Origin of the sequence: Lysobacter sp. OAE881 (assembly GCF_040546665.1) — a bacterium.
Lineage (GTDB): Bacteria > Pseudomonadota > Gammaproteobacteria > Xanthomonadales > Xanthomonadaceae > Lysobacter_J > Lysobacter_J soli.
Genome location: NZ_JBEPOG010000001.1, coordinates 141,610 through 161,693, shown reverse-complemented (window position 1 = coordinate 161,693; position 20,084 = coordinate 141,610). Strand labels below are relative to the sequence as shown.

Genomic DNA, 20,084 nt, shown 5'->3' with positions numbered 1-20,084 from the left:
GCTGGACAACCCACCGTCGGAGGGCAGGAAGCGGGCTCAGCAGGTGGTGGTGATGGCGCCGTGTTCCACGTGGAACCGATGCACCGGAAAGTCGGTGGGGACGCCAGGTGGGGCCTCTGTGCCGGTGATGAACACCTGCGCACCACTGGACTGGAGACGCGCCAGCACCCTTCCTTGATGGTGGCGATCGAGTTCGGATGCAAGGTCGTCGAGCGCCACCACGGGCCATTCGCCGTGCGTCTCGTCGTGGTGTTCAGCCTGAGCGAGCAGGGCCGCCAGCGCGGTGAGCTTGGATTGGCCGCGGGAGAGCGCCTCGCGGCCGGGCAGGTTTGCGAACACCACCCGCCAGTCCGCCCGATGCGGCCCCACCCCGGTGTAGCCGGCGACGAGGTCGCGCTCGCGGGACAGCAGGAACGCGTCGGCGAGCGACATCTCGTCGCGGCGCCAGCCGGGGGCGTATTCGAGGCGACTCAGGCCCAGCGCCGGGGCGAGGTCCGACAACAACGGCTCGAAGCGCACCTGGAGGAGATCGAGGTATCGCTCGCGAAACCGGCTGAGCGGTTCTCCGGCCTCGGCGAGTTCGTGATCCCACGCATCGAGCTGGGCGTCCCGGGCCCGGACTTTGAGCAGGGCGTTCCGCTGCTTGAGGGCACGGCTATATCGGCGCCACACCGGAAGGAAGTCCGGTTCCACGTGGAACAACCCCCAATCCAAGTAGCGCCGACGGGACTCGCCGCCGCCGGTGATCAGCGCGTGGCTACCGGGCTCGAACGTGACCACGGCCAGCGCCGCGCAGAGGTCGCCGAGCTGGGCGACGTTGGCGCCGTCCAGGCGACCGGTCCAGTCCTGGCCGGTGTGACGGAGCCCGGCTTTCCGGAGGCGTTCGTCATCTCCCGAACGGCCCGCCCTTTCCTGCCACTCAACGAAGACCTCCAAGCCAGCGTCACCCGCCCGGATCAGCCCGTCGCGTACGCGCCCGCGAAAGCTGCGGCCGTAAGCCATCAAATGCAGGGCTTCGAGCACGGTCGTCTTGCCCGCGCCATTGTCGCCGGTGATGAGGTTCAGGCCGGGGGCAGGGTCGAGACGGAGATCCTGGAAGCGGCGCAGATGGCGCAGCTCAAGTCGGGTGACGTGCATCGGGACAAGTTTAGCGGAGGGCGAAAACAAAACGCCCGGCACGAGGCCGGGCGTCGATGTTTCACGTGGAACGCGTGGATCAGAGGCGCAGCGGCATCACGACGTGGCGGCAACGGTCGTTCGCCGCCTCGCGCACCAGCGCCGAAGAGTTCGCGTCGCGCAGCATGATGACCACGTGCTCGTCCTTCAGCGACGTCAGAGCATCCAGCAGGTAGTTCACGTTGAACCCCACCGCCAGGTCGTCGACGCGCGTATCGGCCTCGACCTCTTCCTGCGCTTCTTCCTGCTCCGGATTGTGCGCACTGATCTTCAGCTGGCCCGGCGAGACTTCCAGGCGAACGCCGCGGTACTTCTCGTTCGACAGGATCGCGGCGCGCTGAAGCGAGGCACGCAGGACCTCGCGATCGATCCGCACCTCACGATCAGCCCCGATCGGGATGACCGCCTCATAGTCCGGAAAGCGCCCATCGATCAGCTTGCTGGTGAAGGTGACATCGTCGCGCTTCACGCGAAGGTGGCCACGGCCCATTTCCAGCTCGAGCTCGCGCTCGCCGCCTTCCAGCAGGCGCTGCAGTTCCTGCACGCCCTTGCGTGGCACGATCAGCTGGCGCTTGGTCAACGCGCCGTTGTCGAGCGGCGATTCGCACAGCGCTAGGCGATGGCCGTCGGTAGCTACGCAGCGCAGGCTGGCTTCGCGCAAGTCGAACAGCAGGCCGTTGAGGTAGTAACGGACGTCCTGCTGGGCCATCGCGAACGCCGTGCGCTCGATCAGTTCCTTCAGCGCCGCCTCGGGCACGCGGACGCGCTCGTTGGCTTCGACCTCGTCGATCGACGGGAAGTCGTTCGCCGGCAGGCTCGACAGGGTGAAGCGGGAACGCCCGGCCTGCACCGTGATCTTTTCGGCCGACTGCGAGACGGTGACCTTGCTGCCGTCGGGCAGGGCGCGAACGATCTCGAACAGCTTGCGCGCGGGGATCGTCGTTTCGCCGTCCTGTGCGTCATCGACCAGAACGCGCGAGACCATCTCCACTTCCAGGTCAGTACCGGTCAGCGAGAGCTGTCCGTCCTTCACCTGTACCAGCAGGTTGGCCAGCACCGGCAGGGTCTGGCGGCGCTCGACGACGTTGACGACCTGAGCGAGCGGCTTGAGAAAGACTTCGCGTTGAAGGGAAAAACGCATGCGGACCCCGTCCCCGTGCCATTACTAAGTATGTGGAATAAATCAAAAGCATGGTGGTGATGGTGTCACCGGAAATCCGGGAAAACCATCTCAAGCTCTTGATAACCATGGTTTTTCTTGCTTGTGAAACTTCGGTAGAACTGGCCGGGCAACCGGCGGACAAACTGTGGACAACTCTAGCGCACGGCGCGAGGGCCGAAACTGTCCACAACTTGTGCCCGCACCATACACGGCTTGCCCCGTGCGGACGGGGATAAGTATGTATCGGCGACCGTCGCTTTGCTGCGGGCCGCCGATGCATCACTCGCTGAGCTTGCGGATCAGCTTGTCCCAGTCTTCGCGCAGCTTGCCGTCGGTCTCCATCAGCGTGCGGATCTGGCGGCACGCGTGCAGCACCGTGGTGTGGTCGCGGCCGGCAAACGCGTCGCCGATCTCCGGCAGGCTGTGCTCGGTCAGCTCCTTGGCCAACGCCATCGCCATCTGCCGCGGACGCGCCAGCGAGCGCGTGCGGCGCTTGGACAACAGGTCCTTCATCTGCAGGCCGTAGTAGTCGGCCACGGTCTTCTGGATGTTCGGAATGCCGATCGCCTGCTGCTGCGCGCGCAGCAGGTCGCGCAGGGTTTCCTGCGCGAACTCGACCGTGATCGCACGGCCGGTGAAGTTGGCGCGCGCGGCGAGCGTGTTGAGCGCGCCTTCCAGGTCGCGCACGTTGCTGCGCATCTTCTTGGCGAGCAGGAACGCGACTTCCTCGGGAATGTGCGCGCCGCGCTCGCGCGCCTTGCTCAGCACGATTTGGGCGCGCGTCTCGAAGTCCGGTGGCTCGATCGCCACGCTCAAGCCCCAGGCCAGGCGCGACTTCAGGCGCGGCTCCAGGCCTTCGACCTCGCGCGGATAGCGGTCGCAGGTCAGGATGATCTGCTGCTTGCCATCGAACAGCGCGTTGAAGGTGTGGAAGAACTCCTCCTGCGTGCGGTCCTTGCCGGCGAAGAACTGGATGTCGTCGATCAGCAGCGCGTCGACCTGCTGGAACTGGCGCTTGAACGCGTCCATGGTCTTGTCCTGCAGCGACTTCATCATCGCGCTGAAGAACTGCTCGCTGCGCAGGTAGAGCACGCGCATGTTCGGATTCGCCGCGCGCATCGCGTTGCCGGCGGCGAACATCAGGTGCGTCTTGCCCAGGCCCGTGCCGCCGTACAGCAGCAGCGGGTTGTGCGCGCGATCGCCGGGCTTGAGCGAGGCCTGCCACGCGGCGGCGCGACCGAGCTGGTTGCTGCGGCCTTCGACGAAGTTCTCGAAGGTGTAGTGGTTATCCAGGTGGCCGTTGAACGGCTCGCTCGGCACGGCGCGCACCGGCGCGACCAGCGTGGCGGCGACCGCTTCCGGGACCGGCGCGGCGGCGCGCGGCAGCGAGCCGATCTCCAGGCTCACCTCGTCGCTGCCGGCGAAATGCGCCAGCAGCTCGCGGATCCGTGGCAGGTAGCGCTCGCGCACGTGTTCGACCACGAAGGCGTTGGGCGCATAGAGCACCGTAGTGTCGTCTCGCCGCGTCGCCTGCAGGGGCTTGAGCCAGGTGTGGATATCCTCGGCCGGAAGTTCGGCTTCGAGGCGTTCGAGGCAGCGGGGCCAGGCATCCATCGGTTCGGGAATCTTCGTCTCTTGTGCGTCCGGCGCCGAAGCACCGGAAAACCGCGGCGAAAAGCATCCCGCCGCGCGATGCACGGATCGCGGCGAACGGGTCTGGGGGTAGGGGCAGACTATCACCGCGACCGGGCGCGGAACAGGACTTGTCCACAGGTGGATTAACAGGTAGTCCACAGGCGTTCGCCGGCGCAGCCGGCTTCGCCTCCCAAAGTTTGCGGTGCAAACTTCGGGCCCCGTGGCGTGCGTTCCATACCCCGCTTCGCTGCGCGAAGTGCCCCCTAACTTAGGGGGCTGGCTTTGCTTCGTTTCCCGGTGGGTCGCTGCGTCGGAAGCGAGCCGGGTCAAGCACGGTTGACCTGGCACTCCCCGGGCCGCTAGAATCCGCGGTCCATTTTGCCGTTTACGCATCGAGCCGAACCATGGCCACCAAGCGCACCTACCAGCCCAGCAACCTCAAGCGCAAGCGCGACCACGGTTTCCGTGCCCGCATGGCGACCGCCGATGGCCGCAAGATCCTGGCCCGTCGTCGCGCCAAGGGCCGCAAGCGTCTTTGCGCCTAAGCGTCGCCGCTGCCGCTCCGCGCGGCAGTCGCACACCGGCCCTCGCCGGTAGCAGCAGATGACATCGGCCCGCTTCCCGCGCAGCGCGCGGGTTCGCGCGAAGTCCGATTTCGACCGCATATTCCAGCACGGACGGCGCACGGCGCTGCCCGTGCTGGCTTTGCATTGGCTTCCCAGTGACGTGCCTGCACGCATGGGCCTGGCCGTGTCCCGCAAGGTCGATCCGAACGCCGTCGGTCGCAATCGCATCAAGCGCGTTCTTCGCGATACCTTCCGTCGCCTGCGCGGGCAACTCGCCGCGGGCGACTACGTCGTGGTCGCGCGTCCGGCCGCACGGCAGGCCAGCGGCCCGGAACTCGTCGCGGCCTTCCAGGGTCTGCTCCACCGCAGCGGGGCCCTCGCGCCCGACGCCGCGTTGCCCCTGTCACCGGCGCCCGGCACAATGCCGGCCGCTTCCCCTTCCGCCCCAGCGCCGCACGTCGATCGCGGCTGAGCAGCCTGTCGCCCATGAACCAGACCCGCGTTTTCCTGATCTTCGCCTGGCTGATGGTGGCGACCCTGCTGTGGATGGAATGGGGCAAGGAGAAGGCCGCGCCTGCCGCTCCCGCGCAGACCACAACCACCGCGACCGCGACGGACGCCAGCATCCCGACCACCGCCAGCGCGCCGGGCGCCGTCCCGGCCGCGCCGAGCGTCGCCGGCACCACGCCGACGGCTGCCGCCACGCCGGCCGCCGCAGCGAGCGTCACCGTCACCACCGACGTCCTGAAGCTCGTGCTCGACGGCGGCGAGATGCGCCAGGCCGACCTGTTGCGCTATCCCAGCACCGCCGACGACAGCAGCGCACCGGTGCGCCTGTTCGCCACCGATCCGGCCAACTACTTCGTCGCGCAGAGCGGCTGGGTGAGCCAGGGCGGCCAGGCGCCGACGCACCAGGCCGGCTTCGTGCCCGAAGGCGGCAAGACCGATTTCACGCTCGCCGATGGCGCCAACTCGCTCGAGGTCCCGTTCGTCTGGACCGGCAGCGACGGCGTGACCATCCGCCGCACCTACACCTTCACGCGCAGCAACTACGTCGTGCAGGTGCGCGATGAAGTCATCAACGCCGGCGCCAAGCCGTGGCAGGGCTTCGTCTACCGCCAGCTGAGCCGCGTGCCGCGGGCGCTGGTGAAGAAGGGCCCGATGAGCGCCGAGCAGTACAGCTTCCAGGGCGCCGCGTGGTACTCCAGCGCCGACAAGTACGAGAAGCGCAAGTACGACAACTTCGTCGAGGATGGCCCGCTCAACAAGCAGGTCACCGGCGGCTGGATCGGCATGCTCCAGCACCACTTCTTCGCCGCCTGGATCCCGGGCTCGAACGACACCACGACCTTCTCGCTCGCCACGCCCAGCGGCACCGGCGGCACGCAGTACCTGATCCGCGAAGTCGGCCCGGGCGTCACCGTCGCGCCGGGCGCGAAGGCCGAAACCACCGCGCGCCTGTGGGTCGGACCGAAGCTGGTCAAGGCGATCGAAGCCCAGAACGTGCCGGGCCTGGACCGCGCGGTGGACTTCAGCAGCTACAGCATCATGGCGACCATCGCCGGCTGGCTGTTCTGGGTGCTGGAGAAGATCTACGGCCTGGTCGGCAACTGGGGCTGGTCGATCGTCGGCCTGGTGTTCCTGATCAAGCTCGCGATGTACCCGCTGTCGGCCGCGCAGTACAAGTCGATGGCGAAGATGCGCAAGTTCCAGCCGCGCATCGCGCAGCTCAAGGAGCGCTACGGGGACGACAAGCAGAAGTTCCAGATGGCGATGATGGAGCTGTACAAGAAGGAGAAGATCAACCCCGTCGGCGGCTGCCTGCCGATCCTGCTGCAGATGCCGGTGTTCCTGGCTCTGTACTGGATGCTCTCGGAGTCGGTCGAACTGCGCCACGCGCCGTGGATCGGCTGGATCACCGACCTGACTTCGCGCGATCCGTTCTTCGTGCTGCCGATCATCAACGTCGCGATCATGTGGTTCACGCAGAAGTTGAACCCGACCACCGGCATGGATCCCATGCAGGCCAAGATGATGCAGTTCATGCCGCTGGTGTTCGGCGTGATGTTCGCCTTCTTCCCGGCCGGCCTGGTGCTGTACTGGGTCACCAACGGCGCGCTGGGCCTGCTGCAGCAGTGGTGGATGGTGAAGAAGTACAGCGAGCAGCCGGCGAAGGCGTAACCCGCCGCGCCCGTTCGCACGAAGCCCGCCGGAAGGCGGGCTTCGCATTTGTGCCGCCGGTACCCCCGTTCTGCGACCATGACGCCATGACCGATCGCGACACCATCGCTGCCATTGCCACCGCGCCCGGTGCGGGCGGCGTCGGCATCGTGCGGCTGTCCGGGCCGAAATCGCGTGCGATCGCGCAATCGCTCGCCGCGCACGAACTCGTACCGCGAACGGCGCACTACGTGCGTTTTCGCGACGAGCACTACGAGACCATCGACGACGGCATCGCGCTCTATTTCGCCGCGCCCGCCAGCTATACCGGCGAGGACGTGGTGGAACTGCAGGCGCACGGCAGTCCCGCCGTCCTGCACGAACTGGTCGCGCGCTGCGTCGCGCTCGGTGCGCGCCGTGCGCGGCCGGGCGAGTTCAGCGAACGTGCGTTCCTCGAAGGCCGGCTCGACCTCGCACAGGCCGAAGCCGTCGCCGACCTCATCGCCGCGGCCGACGTGCGTGCCGCACGCGCCGCACGCCGTGCGCTCGACGGCGAATTCTCGCGTCGCGTCGATGCCATCGCCGACGAACTGCTCGCGATCCGCGTGCACGTCGAAGCCGCGATCGACTTCGCCGACGAGCCGATCGACACGCTCGGCGGCGAACAGCTCCGCGTCCGCCTTCGCGACAACGCGCTCGCCCTCGACGACCTGCTGAAGGCCGCCGAACGCGGGCGTCGCCTGCGCGACGGCCTGCATGCGGTGATCGTCGGGCCGCCGAATGCCGGCAAGAGCTCGCTGCTCAACGTGCTGGCCGGCAGCGAGCGCGCCATCGTCACCGATATCGCCGGCACCACGCGCGACCTGCTGCACGAGACCATCCGCATCGACGGCGTCGAGCTCACGCTCGTCGACACCGCCGGCCTGCGCGAAGGCGGCGATGTGATCGAGCGCGAAGGCATGCGCCGCGCGCGCGGCGAGCTGCAACGTGCGGACCTCGCGCTGGTGGTACTCGATGCGCGCGATCCGGAAGGCGGGCGCGCAGCGGTGATCGACGCCATCGCCGAGGTCCCGCTGCGCGTGTGGGTCCACAACAAGGCCGACCTGCTAGACGCCGACACGCCGCAACCGCACGACGCCCTGAACGTCTCCGCACGTACCGGCACCGGGCTGGAGTCGCTGCATGCCCGCCTGCGCGAACTCGCGCAGGGCAACGCCGATGCGGCCGGCGAGGGCGCCTTCACCGCACGCGCGCGGCACGTCGATGCGCTGGCGATCGCGCGCGAACACCTTGCGCAGGCACGCATCGAGCTCGATCGCGAATCGCTCGACCTCGCCGCCGAATCGCTGCGGCTCGCCCACGATGCGCTCGGCGAGATCACCGGCCGCGTGCACGCCGACGACCTGCTCGGCCACATCTTCTCGAGCTTCTGCATCGGCAAGTAGCGCAGCGCCCTTGACCGGAATCAAGGCGCTGGTGCGGAGCGCGCGTAACAGTGCGCGACACCCGAACGCGAGCGCTTCATGCAGACCATCAACACCGATGTCATCGTCATTGGCGCGGGACCCGCCGGGCTATGTCTGGCGCGGGCGCTCGACGGAAGCGGCCTTCGGGTCGCGATGCTCGAACGCGAAACAGAGGCATCCTTGCACGCCCCGAAATTCGACGGGCGCGAGATCGCGCTCACGCAGCGCTCCGCCCGGCTGCTGCGCGAGCTTGGCGTGTGGAGTCGGCTGCCGCCGGACGAATGCCATCCGCTCTGCGAAGCGCACGTGTTCGACGCCGGCGCGCGCGAGCCGCTGAAGGTCGGCGGCGGCGACGAACCGCTCGGCTGGCTGGTGCCGAACCACGCGATTCGGGCGGCGGCGTTCGACGCAGTGTCCGGGTCGCAGGATGTCGAATTCCATGCAGGCGTGCGCATCGCTGCGGTCGAAGCCGACACGACCGACGCGCGTGTTCGACTGGAAGACGGCCGAAGTTTCGCAGCGCGCCTGATCGTCGCCACCGACGGCCGCTTTTCCGAAACCCGGCGCCACGTGGGCATCCCCGCGCGGATGCACGATTTCGGTCGCGGCATGCTCGTGTGCCGCGTGACGCACGAGCGCCCGCACGACGACACCGCCTGGGAGTGGTTCGATCATGGCCAGACGCTGGCGCGTCTGCCGCTGGGTCGCGCCACGCCGTCCGGGCACCGGTCCTCCGTGGTGCTGACGCTGCCCGGCGCGCAGATGCGAGACCTGCAGGCGATGGACGACGCGGCATTCGCAGGGGAAATCGCCCGACGCTTCCACGGACGCCTCGGTGCCGTGTCCGATCCCGGGGAGCGCCACGTGTACCCGCTGGTCGGTGCGTGGGCGACGCGGTTCGCCGGCACGCGCGTGGCGCTGCTGGGCGATGCGGCGGTCGGCATGCATCCGGTGACGGCGCACGGCTTCAACCTCGGGTTGCTTGGCGTCGAGCGCATGGCCGCGGAACTGCGCGACGCGGCGGCCACGCGCGCGGACCCGGGCGATCCGGTGCGACTCGCCCGCTACGAACGCGGCCACCGGTTCGCGACCGCGCCGCTTCACCTCGCCACGCGCGGGATCGTTGCGTTGTTCACCGACGACCGCACGCCGATTCGCGCACTTCGCGCGGGCGTGCTTCGCGCGAGCGCGGGGTTCCCGCCGTTCCGCCAGCTGCTGGCCGCCTTCCTGTCCGACCGGCCGCGCGCGGGTCTACCCGGAAATCACCGCATTACGGCCCTGCGCGCCCATCTGAACAGGGCGATGGGCGGCCCGGTCGCGCCGACCGATGGTAGGCTCCGATGGCCGTTCGCTTGACAAACAGGGGCCGCTCACGCGATCTAGTGCCTGTGTGCTCGTGACGGCGCACTTCAGGGGAGCTTTGCCAATGACGTTCGTTAATCCACAAGACCGGCGTTCGCGCCGACTGTCTGTCGTATCGCAGCTGTCTGTCGCGCTCGCCCTGTGCTGCGCGCTGGCGGCCTGTAACAAGGAAGAACCCGCCCAGCCCACCGCCGCCGCGCCGGCCGCCACCCAGTCCGCGCCTGCGGTCACGGCGGAAACCGCGGTGTCGGCCAAGGTCTCGGCGCTGACCGCCGACCAGCTGCGCGAAGCGGCCCGCAAGGCGTATGCGGAAAACCGCCTGTACGCACCGGCCGAAGACAACGCGGTGGAGTACTACCTCGCGCTGCGCGACAAGGCGCCGGGGGACGCCGCGGTGTCCAGCGCGCTGACCGACCTGCTGCCGATGACGGTCATCGCTACCGAGCAGAGCGTCAATCGCGAGGACTTCGTCGAAGCCCAGCGCCTGGCCGCCCTGCTCGAAAAGGCCGATGCCCAGCATCCCGCGCTCGCGCGCCTGAAGGCCAGCATCGCCGCCCAGCAGGATGCGTCGACCAAGCGCGCCGCGCAGCAGCAGCTGACCGCCGAGGAAGAGGCCAAGAAGAAGGTCGAACTCGAGAAGAAGCGCGTCGAGGACCAGAAGAAGCAGCAGGAAGACGCCGCCCGCCAGCTCGCCGCCCAGCAGGCTGCGACCAAGCAGGCCGACGACAAGGCAGCGGCGGACAAGGCCGCAGCCGACAAGGCCGCAGCCGACCAGCGTGCGGCCGACGCCCGCGCCGCCGAACAGCGTGCCGCCGCGGCCCGCCAGGCCGCCGCCGCACCGGCGTCGGCCGATGCGAGCGACCTGCGTCCGCTGTCGATGCCGCCGCCGCGCTACCCGCCGGAAGCCCTGCGCGCAGGGACGTCGGGCGAAGTGCAGGTCGAGTTCACCGTCGGCACCGACGGCTCGGTCACGGCTGCACGCGTGGTGCGTTCCAACCCTGCGCGCATCTTCGACCGCGAAGCGGTCAACGCCGTGCGCAAGTGGCGCTTCCAGCCGATCGACTCGCCGGTGACGACGCGCCGTACCATCGGCTTCAACCCGCAGAGCTGATCGCGACGCGGCGGCGAAGGTTGGGGGACTGACGCCACCGCACGCGCTTCGCAAAGCAACGCTGTAAAACGAAAGGCCCGGCGCAAGCCGGGCCTTTCTCTTTTTTTCCGTTGGGCACTTTCCGGACGCTGGCCTACCTCAACGTCATCCCATCGAAAACCGAGTCCCGAACCGTCATCCCGGCGGAGGCCGGGACCCAGGCCCGTGGCTTTCGGGCACTCCCCAAGTGGTGAACCACGTCACCGTCATTCCAGCGAAAGCTGGAATCCATCTTGCTTCAGTGTCCCACCGCAAAGCAGCAGCGCAGCGCTGTAAGGCACAGGTTCGTTCACCGATGCGACTCCGTTGGCCCTCACCCCAACCCCTCACCGGGTGGGAGAGGGGCCAAAAGCCGTCATCCGTCTGCTGTTGCTGTCGAACAGCCTATCCGTTTCTAGCCCCGAAGGGCGCCGCACAGGATGTGCGGCGGTGAGCGCTGAGCCATGGATGGCGAATCGCGAACGCGCCTACTCGCTTTCCGGTCGTGGGATTGATTTGGGCAAATGGAAGGCCCTTTCTTTTGGTTACTTTTCTTTGGGCAAGCAAAGAAAAGTGACCCGAGCGCCGCAGGCGATCGGAAGCTTGGCGGGTGATTCTTCCTTGCTCTTCGGCGCTGCGGGTAAAGCGTGGAAAGTCCATGGATGGCGCCGCCATTCGGCGGCCCAGAGGCGGCCAGCCTTCGCGGGAATGACGAGCAACTTCAACAGCAACGCAACACACCAGCAACAGCAAGAACAACGCCATGAGGCAACGACTACAGGAAGCAGTAAAGCGCCCGGTAGAACAAACAACGCCGCAGGCGCGCACCCGCACGCTGCGGCCAAACCACTAACCCGAAATCGCCAACCGCTCCTGGTGGTAACGCCGCACCGCGACGAACCACAGCAACGCCGCCACGGCAAAGCCGGTGCCCAGGTAGATCCCCCAGGTCTGCATGTCGATGCCCTCGCCACGGATCACCTTCAGCAGCATCTGGTTCTGTGCGAGGAACGGCACCATGAACTGCCACGCCTGCGTCTTCACCGGATTCACGATCAGCGCGATCGTCGGGATCATGGGCAGCAGCATCAGCCACGTCATGTGGCTCTGCGCTTCCTTCAGGCTCTTCGATGCCGCCGCCAGGCACGTGAGCAGCGTCGTGCCGATGAACACCATCGGCAGCAGGATCAGCAGCATGCGGCCGATCGACGCGAAGCTCACGTCGAGCATGCGCCCCACGCCCGTGCTCATCTGCGCGCTGAGCTTGAACGCCACCAGCGTCAGCAGCAGCGACAGCAACCCCATCGCGCAGGCGGCGGCGATCTTGCCGCTGACGATCGCGCCGCGCGACGCCGGCGTGGCGAGCAGCGGTTCCAGCGACTGGCGTTCGCGTTCGCCTGCGGTGGCGTCCATGATCAGGTACGCGCCGCCGATGAAGGACATCAGGATCAGCAGGTACGGCATGATCGCGGCGAGCATCAGCCCGCGCTTGGCCTCCTCCGTCGCAAGGTCGCGACTGCCGACACTCACCGCGCGCACGACGGACGGATCGATGCCGCGCGCAAGCAGGCGCAGCGCGCCGACCTGACCGCCGTAACCTTCCAGCGCCGCACGCACGCGCGCACTCGGGATCTCGCTGTCGCGACGCGTCGTATCGGCGACGATCTCCACCAGCGCCGGCTTGCCGTTGCGCCAGTCGTTCGCGTAACCGGGCGAGATGCGCAGCGCGACGTCGAACTCCTGCCGCACGATCGCCGCGTCGATGTCGTCCGGCGCCTTCACCGCGCGGATGCCCTGCGTGGCGAGGAACGCGACGAGATTCGGCGCGCGCTCCATGCCGACGGTGGGCACTTCGAGCGTGCGATCCAGCTGCGTGCGCGCGCGCGATTCGGCCAGCGAACCCATGCCGATCATCAGCACCGGATACAGCAGCGGGCCGAGCAGCAGCGCGAGCGCGAGCGTGCGACGGTCGCGCGAGATGTCGAGCAGCTCCTTGCGCATCACCGACCACATCGTCGCGAACATGCCGGGACGGGATTGCTTCATCGAACCGGCGCTCATGCGTGCAGCCCCTCTTCCGAACCGATGGCCTTCACGAAGGCATCTTCGAGGTTCGCCTCGCCCGTCTGTTCGCGCAGCTCATCCGCCGTGCCAGCCGCGACGACGTGGCCCTTGGCGATGATGACGATGCGATCGCACAGCGCGGCGACCTCCTGCATGATGTGGCTGGAGAAGATCACGCAGCGCCCTTCCGCACGCAGCTGCTGCAGGAAGCCGCGCATCGCACGCGTGGTCATCACGTCCAGGCCGTTGGTGGGCTCGTCGAGGATCACGTTGCGCGGATCGTGCACGAGCGCGCGTGCGATCGCGGTCTTGGTGCGCTGTCCCTGCGAAAAACCTTCGGTGCGCCGATCGAGGATGTCGTGCATCTGCAACGCATCGGCGAGCACCTGCGTACGCGCCTCGATGGCCTGCTTCGACATGCCGTGCAGTTCGCCGAAGTACGCGATGTTCTCGCGCGCGGTCAGGCGCTTGTACACGCCGCGCGCGTCCGGCAGCACGCCGAGCGCGCCGCGCACCGATGCCGGATCGCGTGTCGCATCGACGCCGTCGACCAGCACCTGTCCGGCGTCGGGTTTCATCAACGTGTAGAGCATGCGCAGCGTGGTCGTCTTGCCGGCGCCGTTGGGCCCGAGCAGGCCGGTGATCTCGCCATCGCGCGCGGCGAAGCGCACGCCTTCCACGGCGCGCACCGTGCCGGTCGGCGTCTTGAAACTCTTGTGCAGGTCCTGGGCGACGATCATCGCGTCACGGCTCCCATCCGTTGTATCCGGTGAACGGCGGCACGTAGCCGATCGTGTCGAGGCACTTTCCGTCCAGCGCCTTCGCGTCGAGCGATTCGACGAACTGCCCGACGAGCTTGGGCAGGCAGCCGGTCGCGCCCACGTTGTGGCCCTGCCCGCGCAGTACGAAGTGGCGTCCGTTAGGCAAGCCTTTCAGCACGCGCTCGCCGTAGGCCGGCGGCGTCACCGGATCGATCTCGCCCGACAGCAGCAGCGCGGGCACGTTGGAGTGCAGCGGTTTGTCGAAGCCCGCCGGACGCGTGCCATGCGGCCACGCCTTGCAGGCGGCGAAGAACGCGGGTCCGGTTTCCGCGCCGAGCACGGTGTCGGCATCGGCGGGATCGGGCGTGTAGCGGTCCGCATCCTCCGCACAGATCACCGACCACTGCATCCCGCGCGACATGCGGTCGTCCATGTTGCGCGTGGCCAGCTGTGCCAGCGCCATCAGCGGCGCGTATTCGCCGCGATCGGCTTCGTCGATGACGACCGGCATCAGCGACATCATCTGCGGCATGTACGAGAACATGTGCGTGAGACCGACGACGGCGTCGGCGGTGAGCGTGTCGCGACGACGCTGCGCGGTGGCCGGATCGCGGAAATCCACCTGCACCGGCGCTGCTTGCAGACGTTCCTTCAGGCCGCGCAGCTGCGTGCGCAGATCACGCGGATAGCGTTCGCGACAGCCCGGCAGCGACTGGCAATGCGCCGACTGCAGTTCGAGCGCGCGCTCGAACGTGCGCGCGAACTCGCTACCGACGACCAGCTCATTCGGCAAGACGCCGTCGAGGACGATCGAACGCGTGTGCGTCGGAAACCGCGCCGCATATTGCTGCGCCACGCGCGTTCCGTACGACACGCCGACGAGATTGATCTGTTGCACGCCCAGCGCGGCGCGCACCGCATCGAGATCGCCGATGGCCTGCGTGGTCGTGTAGAAGCGCGGGTCGGCTTTACTTTCAAGCGCCTTCGCGCAACGCGCGGCGTAGTCGGCGACTGCGGCGGCATCGACTTCCTCGTCCGCCGGCAGCGCGAGTTCCGCGCCGTTCGCATCGCGGCACGCGAGCGGGCTCAGCTTGCCGGTGCCGCGCTGGTCGATCAGCACGATGTCGCGATGCTTGCGCACGTCGCGCAATGCGGCATCGACGTCGACCGCGTACTCGGTGGCCGCCTGGCCCGGGCCGCCGGCGAGAAAGAAGACCGGGTCCGGCGCCTTCGAGCCCTTGTCGCCGGCCGGAAGCCACGCGATGTTCAGCGGGATGCGGCGGCCGTCCGGCTTTGCCGGATCTTCGGGAACGTCCAGGCGCGCGCATTGCGCATCGATGCTGGAGGAGGCGAGTGCGCCGGACAGCGTGCAGGGCTCGAAGGCGATCGAGCCGTACATGCGTTTTCCGGCGTCGGCGTCCTTGCGCGACGCGCTGGCGTCATCGCGAGGCGTGCAGGCGGTGAGGCAGCAGATCGTCGCCAGTGCGGCGATCCATGCAGGAGACGTGCGCATCGGTTCCCTCTTCCGACGTGGAAGCCCCCAGCATGCCAGAGCCGGCGGGGAGTTTGATTGCACGTCGTATGGCGGAAGGACGGCACCGCGGCCTTCCATTGTCGTCCCGGGGAAACGACCGTAACGGGCCGGCGGGGCTCCAGGCGATTCGGGTTACTTGCTGCTGACGTACTTCTCGCGCCGCACCTGCGGCACCGGCAGCCCGTGGCCCTTCAGCGCTTCGAAACACGCATCGACCATGTTCGGGTTGCCGCACAGGTACGCGATGTCGCCGGTCGCATCCGGCGCGAACTCATCGAGGAACTGCTGCACATAGCCGTGGCGTACGTCGGCGTGTGCATGCGGCGAATCAGGCGCCGGCAGCTCGCGCGAGAAGCACGGGACGAAGCGGAAGTGGTCCGGGTACTTGTTGGCGAAGGCGCGGAACTCGTCGCCATAGAGCAGCTCGTCGGTGTTGCGCGCGCCGAACAGCAGCACCACGCGAACGCCGCGTTCGCGGATCTGCGCTTCCAGTTGCGGCAGCATCGCGCGATAGGGCGTGACGCCGGTGCCGGTGGCGATGAGCAGGTACCGCGCGTTCGCGTCGGTCGGCATCAGGCAGAAGCGGCCGAACGGACCGCTCGCATCCACGTGCCCACCGGTCTCCAACCCCTCGAACAGCGCCGTGGCAGCGCCGCCGGGTACGTAGCTCACGGCGATTTCCACCGCTTCGCCCGGGCCCAGCGCGTGGTCGTGGATCGTCGCCAGCGAATAGCTGCGCTTGGTGGCGGTGCCATCGGCGTACTGGAAATGCACCTGGATGAACTGGCCGGGGATGAAATCCAGCGGCTGCCCGTCATCGCGCACGAACGTGTAATGACCCACGCTCGGGGCCAGCATGCGGCGGGAAACGAGCTTGAGCGGGAAATGCTGGATGGCCACGGCAGGTCCAGTGTGAAACGACATCGTGATGCAACAGTGTGTGGCCGGAGCGCCCACACGGGGGCGCCTATACTACCGTCTATCGCCGCGACGCCGCGGCGCAGGCCTTCACCGATGACCCCGGCAACCGCATCACCGACCGCTTCCCCGAACGCGGCGCACGCCGCTCCCGCCCTGTCCGTGCGCGAGCTGCGCAAGACCTACGACAACAAGGTGCAGGCGCTCAAGGGCGTCTCGCTCGACGTCGCGCCCGGCGACTTCTTTGCCCTGCTCGGCCCGAATGGCGCCGGCAAGAGCACGCTGATCGGCATCGTCAGTTCGCTGGTGAACCTGAGCGAAGGCTCCGTGTCGATCTTCGGCGTCGACCTGCAGCGCCACCGCGATGCCGCGATGCGGCTGATCGGCCTGGTGCCGCAGGAACTGAACTTCAACATGTTCGAGAAGCCTGTCGACATCCTCGTCAACTACGCCGGCTTCTACGGCGTGCCGCGCGAGGAAGCGTTGAAGCGTGCCGAGGTCGAACTCAAGCGCGCGCACCTGTGGGAGAAGGCGACGGTGATGAGCCGCACGCTCTCCGGCGGCATGAAGCGCCGGTTGATGATCGCCCGCGCGATGATGACGCAGCCCAGGCTGTTGATCCTCGACGAACCCACCGCCGGCGTGGACATCGAGATCCGTCGCGGCATGTGGAAGACGCTGAAGGAGATCAATGCCGCCGGCACGACGATCATCCTCACCACGCATTACCTGGAGGAAGCGGAAAGCCTGTGCCGCAACCTCGCGATCATCGACCGCGGCCGCATCGTCGAGCAGGGCCCGATGAAGGCGCTGCTGGCCAAGCTCGACGTGGAAGGCTTCCTGCTCGACATCGACGGCACGTTGCCCGCGCAGCTGCCGCTGATCGAAGGCACCACGCTCACCGCGACCGACGACCACACGCTCGACATCGAGATGCCGCGCGCGATGGACCTCAACCGCGTGTTCGCCGCGCTGGGCGATGCGGGTATCCGCGTGCGCTCCATGCGTACCAAATCGAACCGACTCGAAGAACTCTTCGTCCGCCTGACGGGCGAGAACGCACAGGACGGCACCGCGCAGACGCCGCCGGAGCAGGTGGCATGAACGACATGACGCAGACCCATCACGAGATGTCCGCAACGCAGCGCAACCTCGTCGCGCTCGGCACCATCGTGCGCCGCGAAGTGAACCGCATCCTGCGCATCTGGGGCCAGACGCTGGTACCGCCTGCGATCACGATGACGCTGTACTTCCTGATCTTCGGCGGCCTCATCGGCTCGCGCGTGGGCACGATGGACGGCATCCGGTACATGGACTTCATCGTGCCGGGCCTGGTGATGATGAGCGTCATCCAGAACAGCTACGGCAACATCTCGTCCTCGTTCTTCGGCGCGAAATTCGGCCGCCACGTGGAAGAACTGCTGGTCAGCCCGATGCCGAGCTGGGTGATCCTCACCGGCTACGTTGCCGGCGCCGTGCTGCGCGGCCTGATGGTGGGCGCCATCGTGCTGGTCATCGCGATGTTCTTCACCAAGGTGCGCCTGCCGCATCCGTTCATCACGCTGACCACGGTGATCCTCGGTGCGACGATCTTCTCGCTCGCCGGCTTCGTCAACGCGGTGTACGCGAAGAAGTTCGACGACATCGCGATCGTGCCGACCTTCATCCTCACGCCGCTGACCTACCTGGGCGGCGTGTTCTATTCGGTGAAGCTGCTGCCGCCGTGGGCCGAGGCGATGACGCACGCGAACCCGATCTTCTACATGGTCAACGCGTTCCGCTACGGCCTGCTCGGCGTGTCCGACGTGCCGGTGTGGGTCGCGTACGGGCTGATGTTCGCGTTCGTGATCGCGCTGGCGAGCCTGGGCCTGTGGCTGCTCAAGCGCGGCGTGGGCCTGCGCAGCTGATGCGCATCCTCGTGCTCGGCGCCGGCGGCACCGGCGGTTATTTCGGCGGACGTCTCGCGCAATCCGGTGCGGACGTGACCTTCCTGGTGCGGCCCACCCGCGCGGCGCAGCTGGATGCGAACGGGCTGCAGATCCGCAGTCCGCTGGGCGACGCGGATTTCCCGGTGGCGCACGTCATGGCCGATGCGCTGCCGGCGCTCGCGCAGGCACGACCGTTCGACATGGTGTTGCTCAGCTGCAAGGCCTACGACCTGGACAGCTCGATGGACGCCATCGCGCCCGCGGTCGGCGGCGACACGTGGGTGCTGCCGATCCTCAACGGACTGCGTCATTACGCGCCACTGGACGAACGCTTCGGTGCGCGCAACGTGGTCGGCGGGCTGTGCTTCATCAGCGCGATGAAGGGCGCCGACGGCGAAGTGCGCCATCTCGGCCAGCCCGCATCGATCACCTTCGGCGAGCGCTCCGAACCGGCCGACAGCGAGCGCACGGCCGCATTCGCCACGCTGTGTTCGGCGGCGAACATCGATCACGTCCGTTCGATGCGCATCGCGCGCGAGCAATGGACGAAGTTCACCTTCCTCGCGACGCTCGCCGCCGCGACGTGCACGATGCGCGCGCCGATCGGTCACATCGTCGCCGCGCAGGGCGGCGATGCCTTCATGCGCCGGCTGTACGCCGAATGCCTTGCCGTCGCGCAGGCCGAAGGCGAGGCGATCGATGCGAAGGCGCAGGAGACCGCGCTCGCCACGCTCACTGCGCCTGGATCCCCGCTGAAAGCGTCGATGCTGCGCGACCTGGAAGCCGGGCAGCCGGTGGAGGCGATGCAGATCGTCGGCGACATGGTGCTGCGCGCTCGCGCGGCCGGCATGGAAGCCCCGCTGCTGTCGGCCGCGTGGGTGCACCTGCAGGCGTACGAGGCGGGCCGGATCGCAGGCTGAAGGCGTCTAGCCGTCCGGCCGGTCGAACCGGTACCCGTAACCCCGCACCGCGTGCAGATACCGCGGCTGGTGCACGTCATCGCCCAGCGCCGCCCGCAGTACGCCGACGATCTGCCCCACCGCGCCGGGCGGCACGCGGCGATGGCCCCAGACCTCGTCGAGGATTTCCTCCGGCGAGAACACCTGCCCCGGCGAACGCGCCAGCAGGCACAGCACCGCGAATGCCCGCGGATCCAGCGGCTGCTCCTCGCCGGCCCGGAGCAGGCGCCGCCCGTTCAGGTCGATGGTGATGTCGTCGAAGGCGAGCAGGGGCGGGTCGGGGCAGGTCATCGTGCGAAGGGTCAGGTCACCCATACCGATACGGGACGTGATGCCGGACGCGGCCCCCTACCGCGCCCGACCGACGTTTCAGCGCTCCGGCAGGCGGAAGAACGCCCGGGCCGTGGCGGTGGTCAGCGCCGCGGCCGTCGCCACGTCCTCGCCGCGATCGCGCGCCAGCTCCTCGACGATGTGCGCCAGGAACATCGGCTCGTTGCGTCGGTGCGACGGCGCCGGCTTGATCGTGCGCGGCAGCAGGTACGGCGCGTCGGTCTCGATCATCAGCCGGTTGGCCGGAATGTGCCGCACCAGCTCGCGCAGGTGCTGGCCGCGCCGCTCGTCGCACAGCCAGCCGGTGATGCCGATGTGCCAGTCGCGATCGAGGTAATCGAACATCTCCTCGCGCGTTCCGGTGAAGCAGTGCACCACGGCCGGGCCAAGGCGGCCGTCGAAGTTGCGCATCATCGACATGAAATCCGCATGCGCGTCGCGCTGGTGCAGGAACAGCGGCTTGTGCGTCTCGGCGGCGATCTGGAGCTGCATCTCGAACGCACGCCGCTGCGCCGGGCGCGGCGAGAAATCGCGGAAATAGTCGAGCCCGCACTCGCCGACAGCGACCACTTCGGCATGCGTGTGCAGCTCGCGCATCTCGGCGTCGCACTCGGCCGTGTATTCGCGGGCGTGATGCGGATGTACGCCCGCGGTCGCGAACAGTTCGCCCGGATGCTGCTTCGCCAGTTTCAGCGCGAGCGGCGAATGCTCGCGGCTGGCGCCGGTGATGACCATCTGCACCACGCCGGCCTCGCGCGCGCGGGCGAGCACGGCGTCGCGGTCGTGGTCGAAGGAGTCGTGGGTGAGGTTGGCGCCGATGTCGATGAGCGGTTGCACGTGATTGGTGATTCGTGATTCGTGATTCGATGGCGCCCCGCGTTCTGCTGGCGGCCGGACAGCAGGCATCGTAACCGCTGCGGCGGCTATGCTTTGT

18 protein-coding genes are annotated in these 20,084 nt (G+C 67.9%); 9 read left to right on the top strand and 9 right to left on the bottom strand.

Features of this window, described 5'->3' with window-relative positions:
• Positions 1-36 precede the first annotated feature (36 nt).
• The 3 genes from recF to dnaA form a co-directional block, all read right to left on the bottom strand.
• Positions 37-1,137 carry a DNA replication/repair protein RecF gene (gene recF / locus ABIE51_RS00765; protein ID WP_192631873.1) on the bottom strand — a complete coding sequence of 367 codons (1,101 nt, stop codon included), beginning with the start codon at positions 1,135-1,137 and terminating at the stop codon, positions 37-39.
• 79 nt (positions 1,138-1,216) lie between these two features.
• Positions 1,217-2,317: a DNA polymerase III subunit beta gene (dnaN, locus tag ABIE51_RS00760; RefSeq protein ID WP_115843176.1), complete on the bottom strand. Its 1,101-nt coding sequence runs from the start codon at positions 2,315-2,317 to the stop codon at positions 1,217-1,219.
• A 300-nt stretch (positions 2,318-2,617) separates the two neighbouring features.
• Positions 2,618-3,952: a chromosomal replication initiator protein DnaA gene (gene dnaA / locus ABIE51_RS00755; protein ID WP_192631872.1), complete on the bottom strand. Its 1,335-nt coding sequence runs from the start codon at positions 3,950-3,952 to the stop codon at positions 2,618-2,620.
• Between the two features lie 425 nt (positions 3,953-4,377).
• Here dnaA and rpmH point away from each other — a divergent pair, with 425 nt between their 5' ends.
• From rpmH to ABIE51_RS00725, 6 genes are all read left to right on the top strand, one after another.
• Positions 4,378-4,518: a 50S ribosomal protein L34 gene (gene rpmH, locus ABIE51_RS00750; RefSeq protein WP_031374044.1), complete on the top strand. Its 141-nt coding sequence runs from the start codon at positions 4,378-4,380 to the stop codon at positions 4,516-4,518.
• 58 nt (positions 4,519-4,576) lie between these two features.
• Positions 4,577-5,011 carry a ribonuclease P protein component gene (gene rnpA / locus ABIE51_RS00745; protein ID WP_192631871.1) on the top strand — a complete coding sequence of 145 codons (435 nt, stop codon included), beginning with the start codon at positions 4,577-4,579 and terminating at the stop codon, positions 5,009-5,011.
• Positions 5,012-5,025: 14 nt separating this feature from the next.
• Positions 5,026-6,720: a membrane protein insertase YidC gene (yidC, locus tag ABIE51_RS00740; RefSeq protein WP_192631870.1), complete on the top strand. Its 1,695-nt coding sequence runs from the start codon at positions 5,026-5,028 to the stop codon at positions 6,718-6,720.
• An 86-nt stretch (positions 6,721-6,806) separates the two neighbouring features.
• On the top strand, positions 6,807-8,144 hold the full coding sequence (gene mnmE / locus ABIE51_RS00735; protein WP_192631869.1) for a tRNA uridine-5-carboxymethylaminomethyl(34) synthesis GTPase MnmE: 1,338 nt from the start codon (positions 6,807-6,809) through the stop codon (positions 8,142-8,144).
• 78 nt (positions 8,145-8,222) lie between these two features.
• Complete coding sequence (ubiM, locus tag ABIE51_RS00730; RefSeq protein WP_354503110.1) at positions 8,223-9,521, top strand: 5-demethoxyubiquinol-8 5-hydroxylase UbiM; 1,299 nt, start codon at positions 8,223-8,225, stop codon at positions 9,519-9,521.
• A 70-nt stretch (positions 9,522-9,591) separates the two neighbouring features.
• Positions 9,592-10,638: an energy transducer TonB gene (locus ABIE51_RS00725; RefSeq protein WP_192631868.1), complete on the top strand. Its 1,047-nt coding sequence runs from the start codon at positions 9,592-9,594 to the stop codon at positions 10,636-10,638.
• An 867-nt stretch (positions 10,639-11,505) separates the two neighbouring features.
• Here ABIE51_RS00725 and ABIE51_RS00720 read toward each other — a convergent pair.
• The 4 genes from ABIE51_RS00720 to ABIE51_RS00705 all read right to left on the bottom strand — a co-directional run bounded on the left by ABIE51_RS00720 (position 11,506) and on the right by ABIE51_RS00705 (position 15,939).
• A complete protein-coding gene (locus ABIE51_RS00720) occupies positions 11,506-12,702 on the bottom strand; it encodes an ABC transporter permease (protein ID WP_354503107.1) in 1,197 nt (398 codons plus the stop codon).
• A gap of 11 nt (positions 12,703-12,713) precedes the next feature.
• The gene (locus ABIE51_RS00715; protein ID WP_192631867.1) at positions 12,714-13,460 is read right to left on the bottom strand and encodes an ABC transporter ATP-binding protein; all 747 of its coding nucleotides are present in this window, start codon (positions 13,458-13,460) and stop codon (positions 12,714-12,716) included.
• Between the two features lie 4 nt (positions 13,461-13,464).
• A complete protein-coding gene (locus ABIE51_RS00710) occupies positions 13,465-14,994 on the bottom strand; it encodes an alpha/beta hydrolase (protein ID WP_192631866.1) in 1,530 nt (509 codons plus the stop codon).
• Positions 14,995-15,147: 153 nt separating this feature from the next.
• On the bottom strand, positions 15,148-15,939 hold the full coding sequence (locus tag ABIE51_RS00705; protein ID WP_192631865.1) for a ferredoxin--NADP reductase: 792 nt from the start codon (positions 15,937-15,939) through the stop codon (positions 15,148-15,150).
• A 90-nt stretch (positions 15,940-16,029) separates the two neighbouring features.
• On the opposite strand from ABIE51_RS00705, the gene ABIE51_RS00700 reads away from it, so the two are divergent.
• The 3 genes from ABIE51_RS00700 to panE are packed head-to-tail and all read left to right on the top strand — an operon-like array spanning position 16,030 to position 18,781.
• Positions 16,030-17,037, top strand: coding sequence for an ABC transporter ATP-binding protein (locus tag ABIE51_RS00700; protein ID WP_115843197.1), 1,008 nt, complete (start codon positions 16,030-16,032; stop codon positions 17,035-17,037).
• Positions 17,038-17,063: 26 nt separating this feature from the next.
• Positions 17,064-17,840 (top strand): ABC transporter permease, encoded by a 777-nt coding sequence (locus tag ABIE51_RS00695; RefSeq protein WP_157031810.1) that lies wholly within the window; start codon positions 17,064-17,066, stop codon positions 17,838-17,840.
• The gene (gene panE, locus ABIE51_RS00690) at positions 17,840-18,781 is read left to right on the top strand and encodes a 2-dehydropantoate 2-reductase (RefSeq protein WP_192631864.1); all 942 of its coding nucleotides are present in this window, start codon (positions 17,840-17,842) and stop codon (positions 18,779-18,781) included. Before ABIE51_RS00695 ends, panE begins: the two co-directional genes overlap by 1 nt.
• Positions 18,782-18,787: 6 nt before the next feature.
• On the opposite strand, the gene ABIE51_RS00685 is transcribed toward panE, so the two are convergent.
• Both ABIE51_RS00685 and ABIE51_RS00680 read right to left on the bottom strand, forming a co-directional pair.
• The gene (locus tag ABIE51_RS00685; RefSeq protein WP_192631863.1) at positions 18,788-19,135 is read right to left on the bottom strand and encodes a winged helix-turn-helix domain-containing protein; all 348 of its coding nucleotides are present in this window, start codon (positions 19,133-19,135) and stop codon (positions 18,788-18,790) included.
• Between the two features lie 54 nt (positions 19,136-19,189).
• Positions 19,190-19,987: a TatD family hydrolase gene (locus ABIE51_RS00680; protein WP_354503100.1), complete on the bottom strand. Its 798-nt coding sequence runs from the start codon at positions 19,985-19,987 to the stop codon at positions 19,190-19,192.
• Positions 19,988-20,084 lie beyond the last annotated feature (97 nt).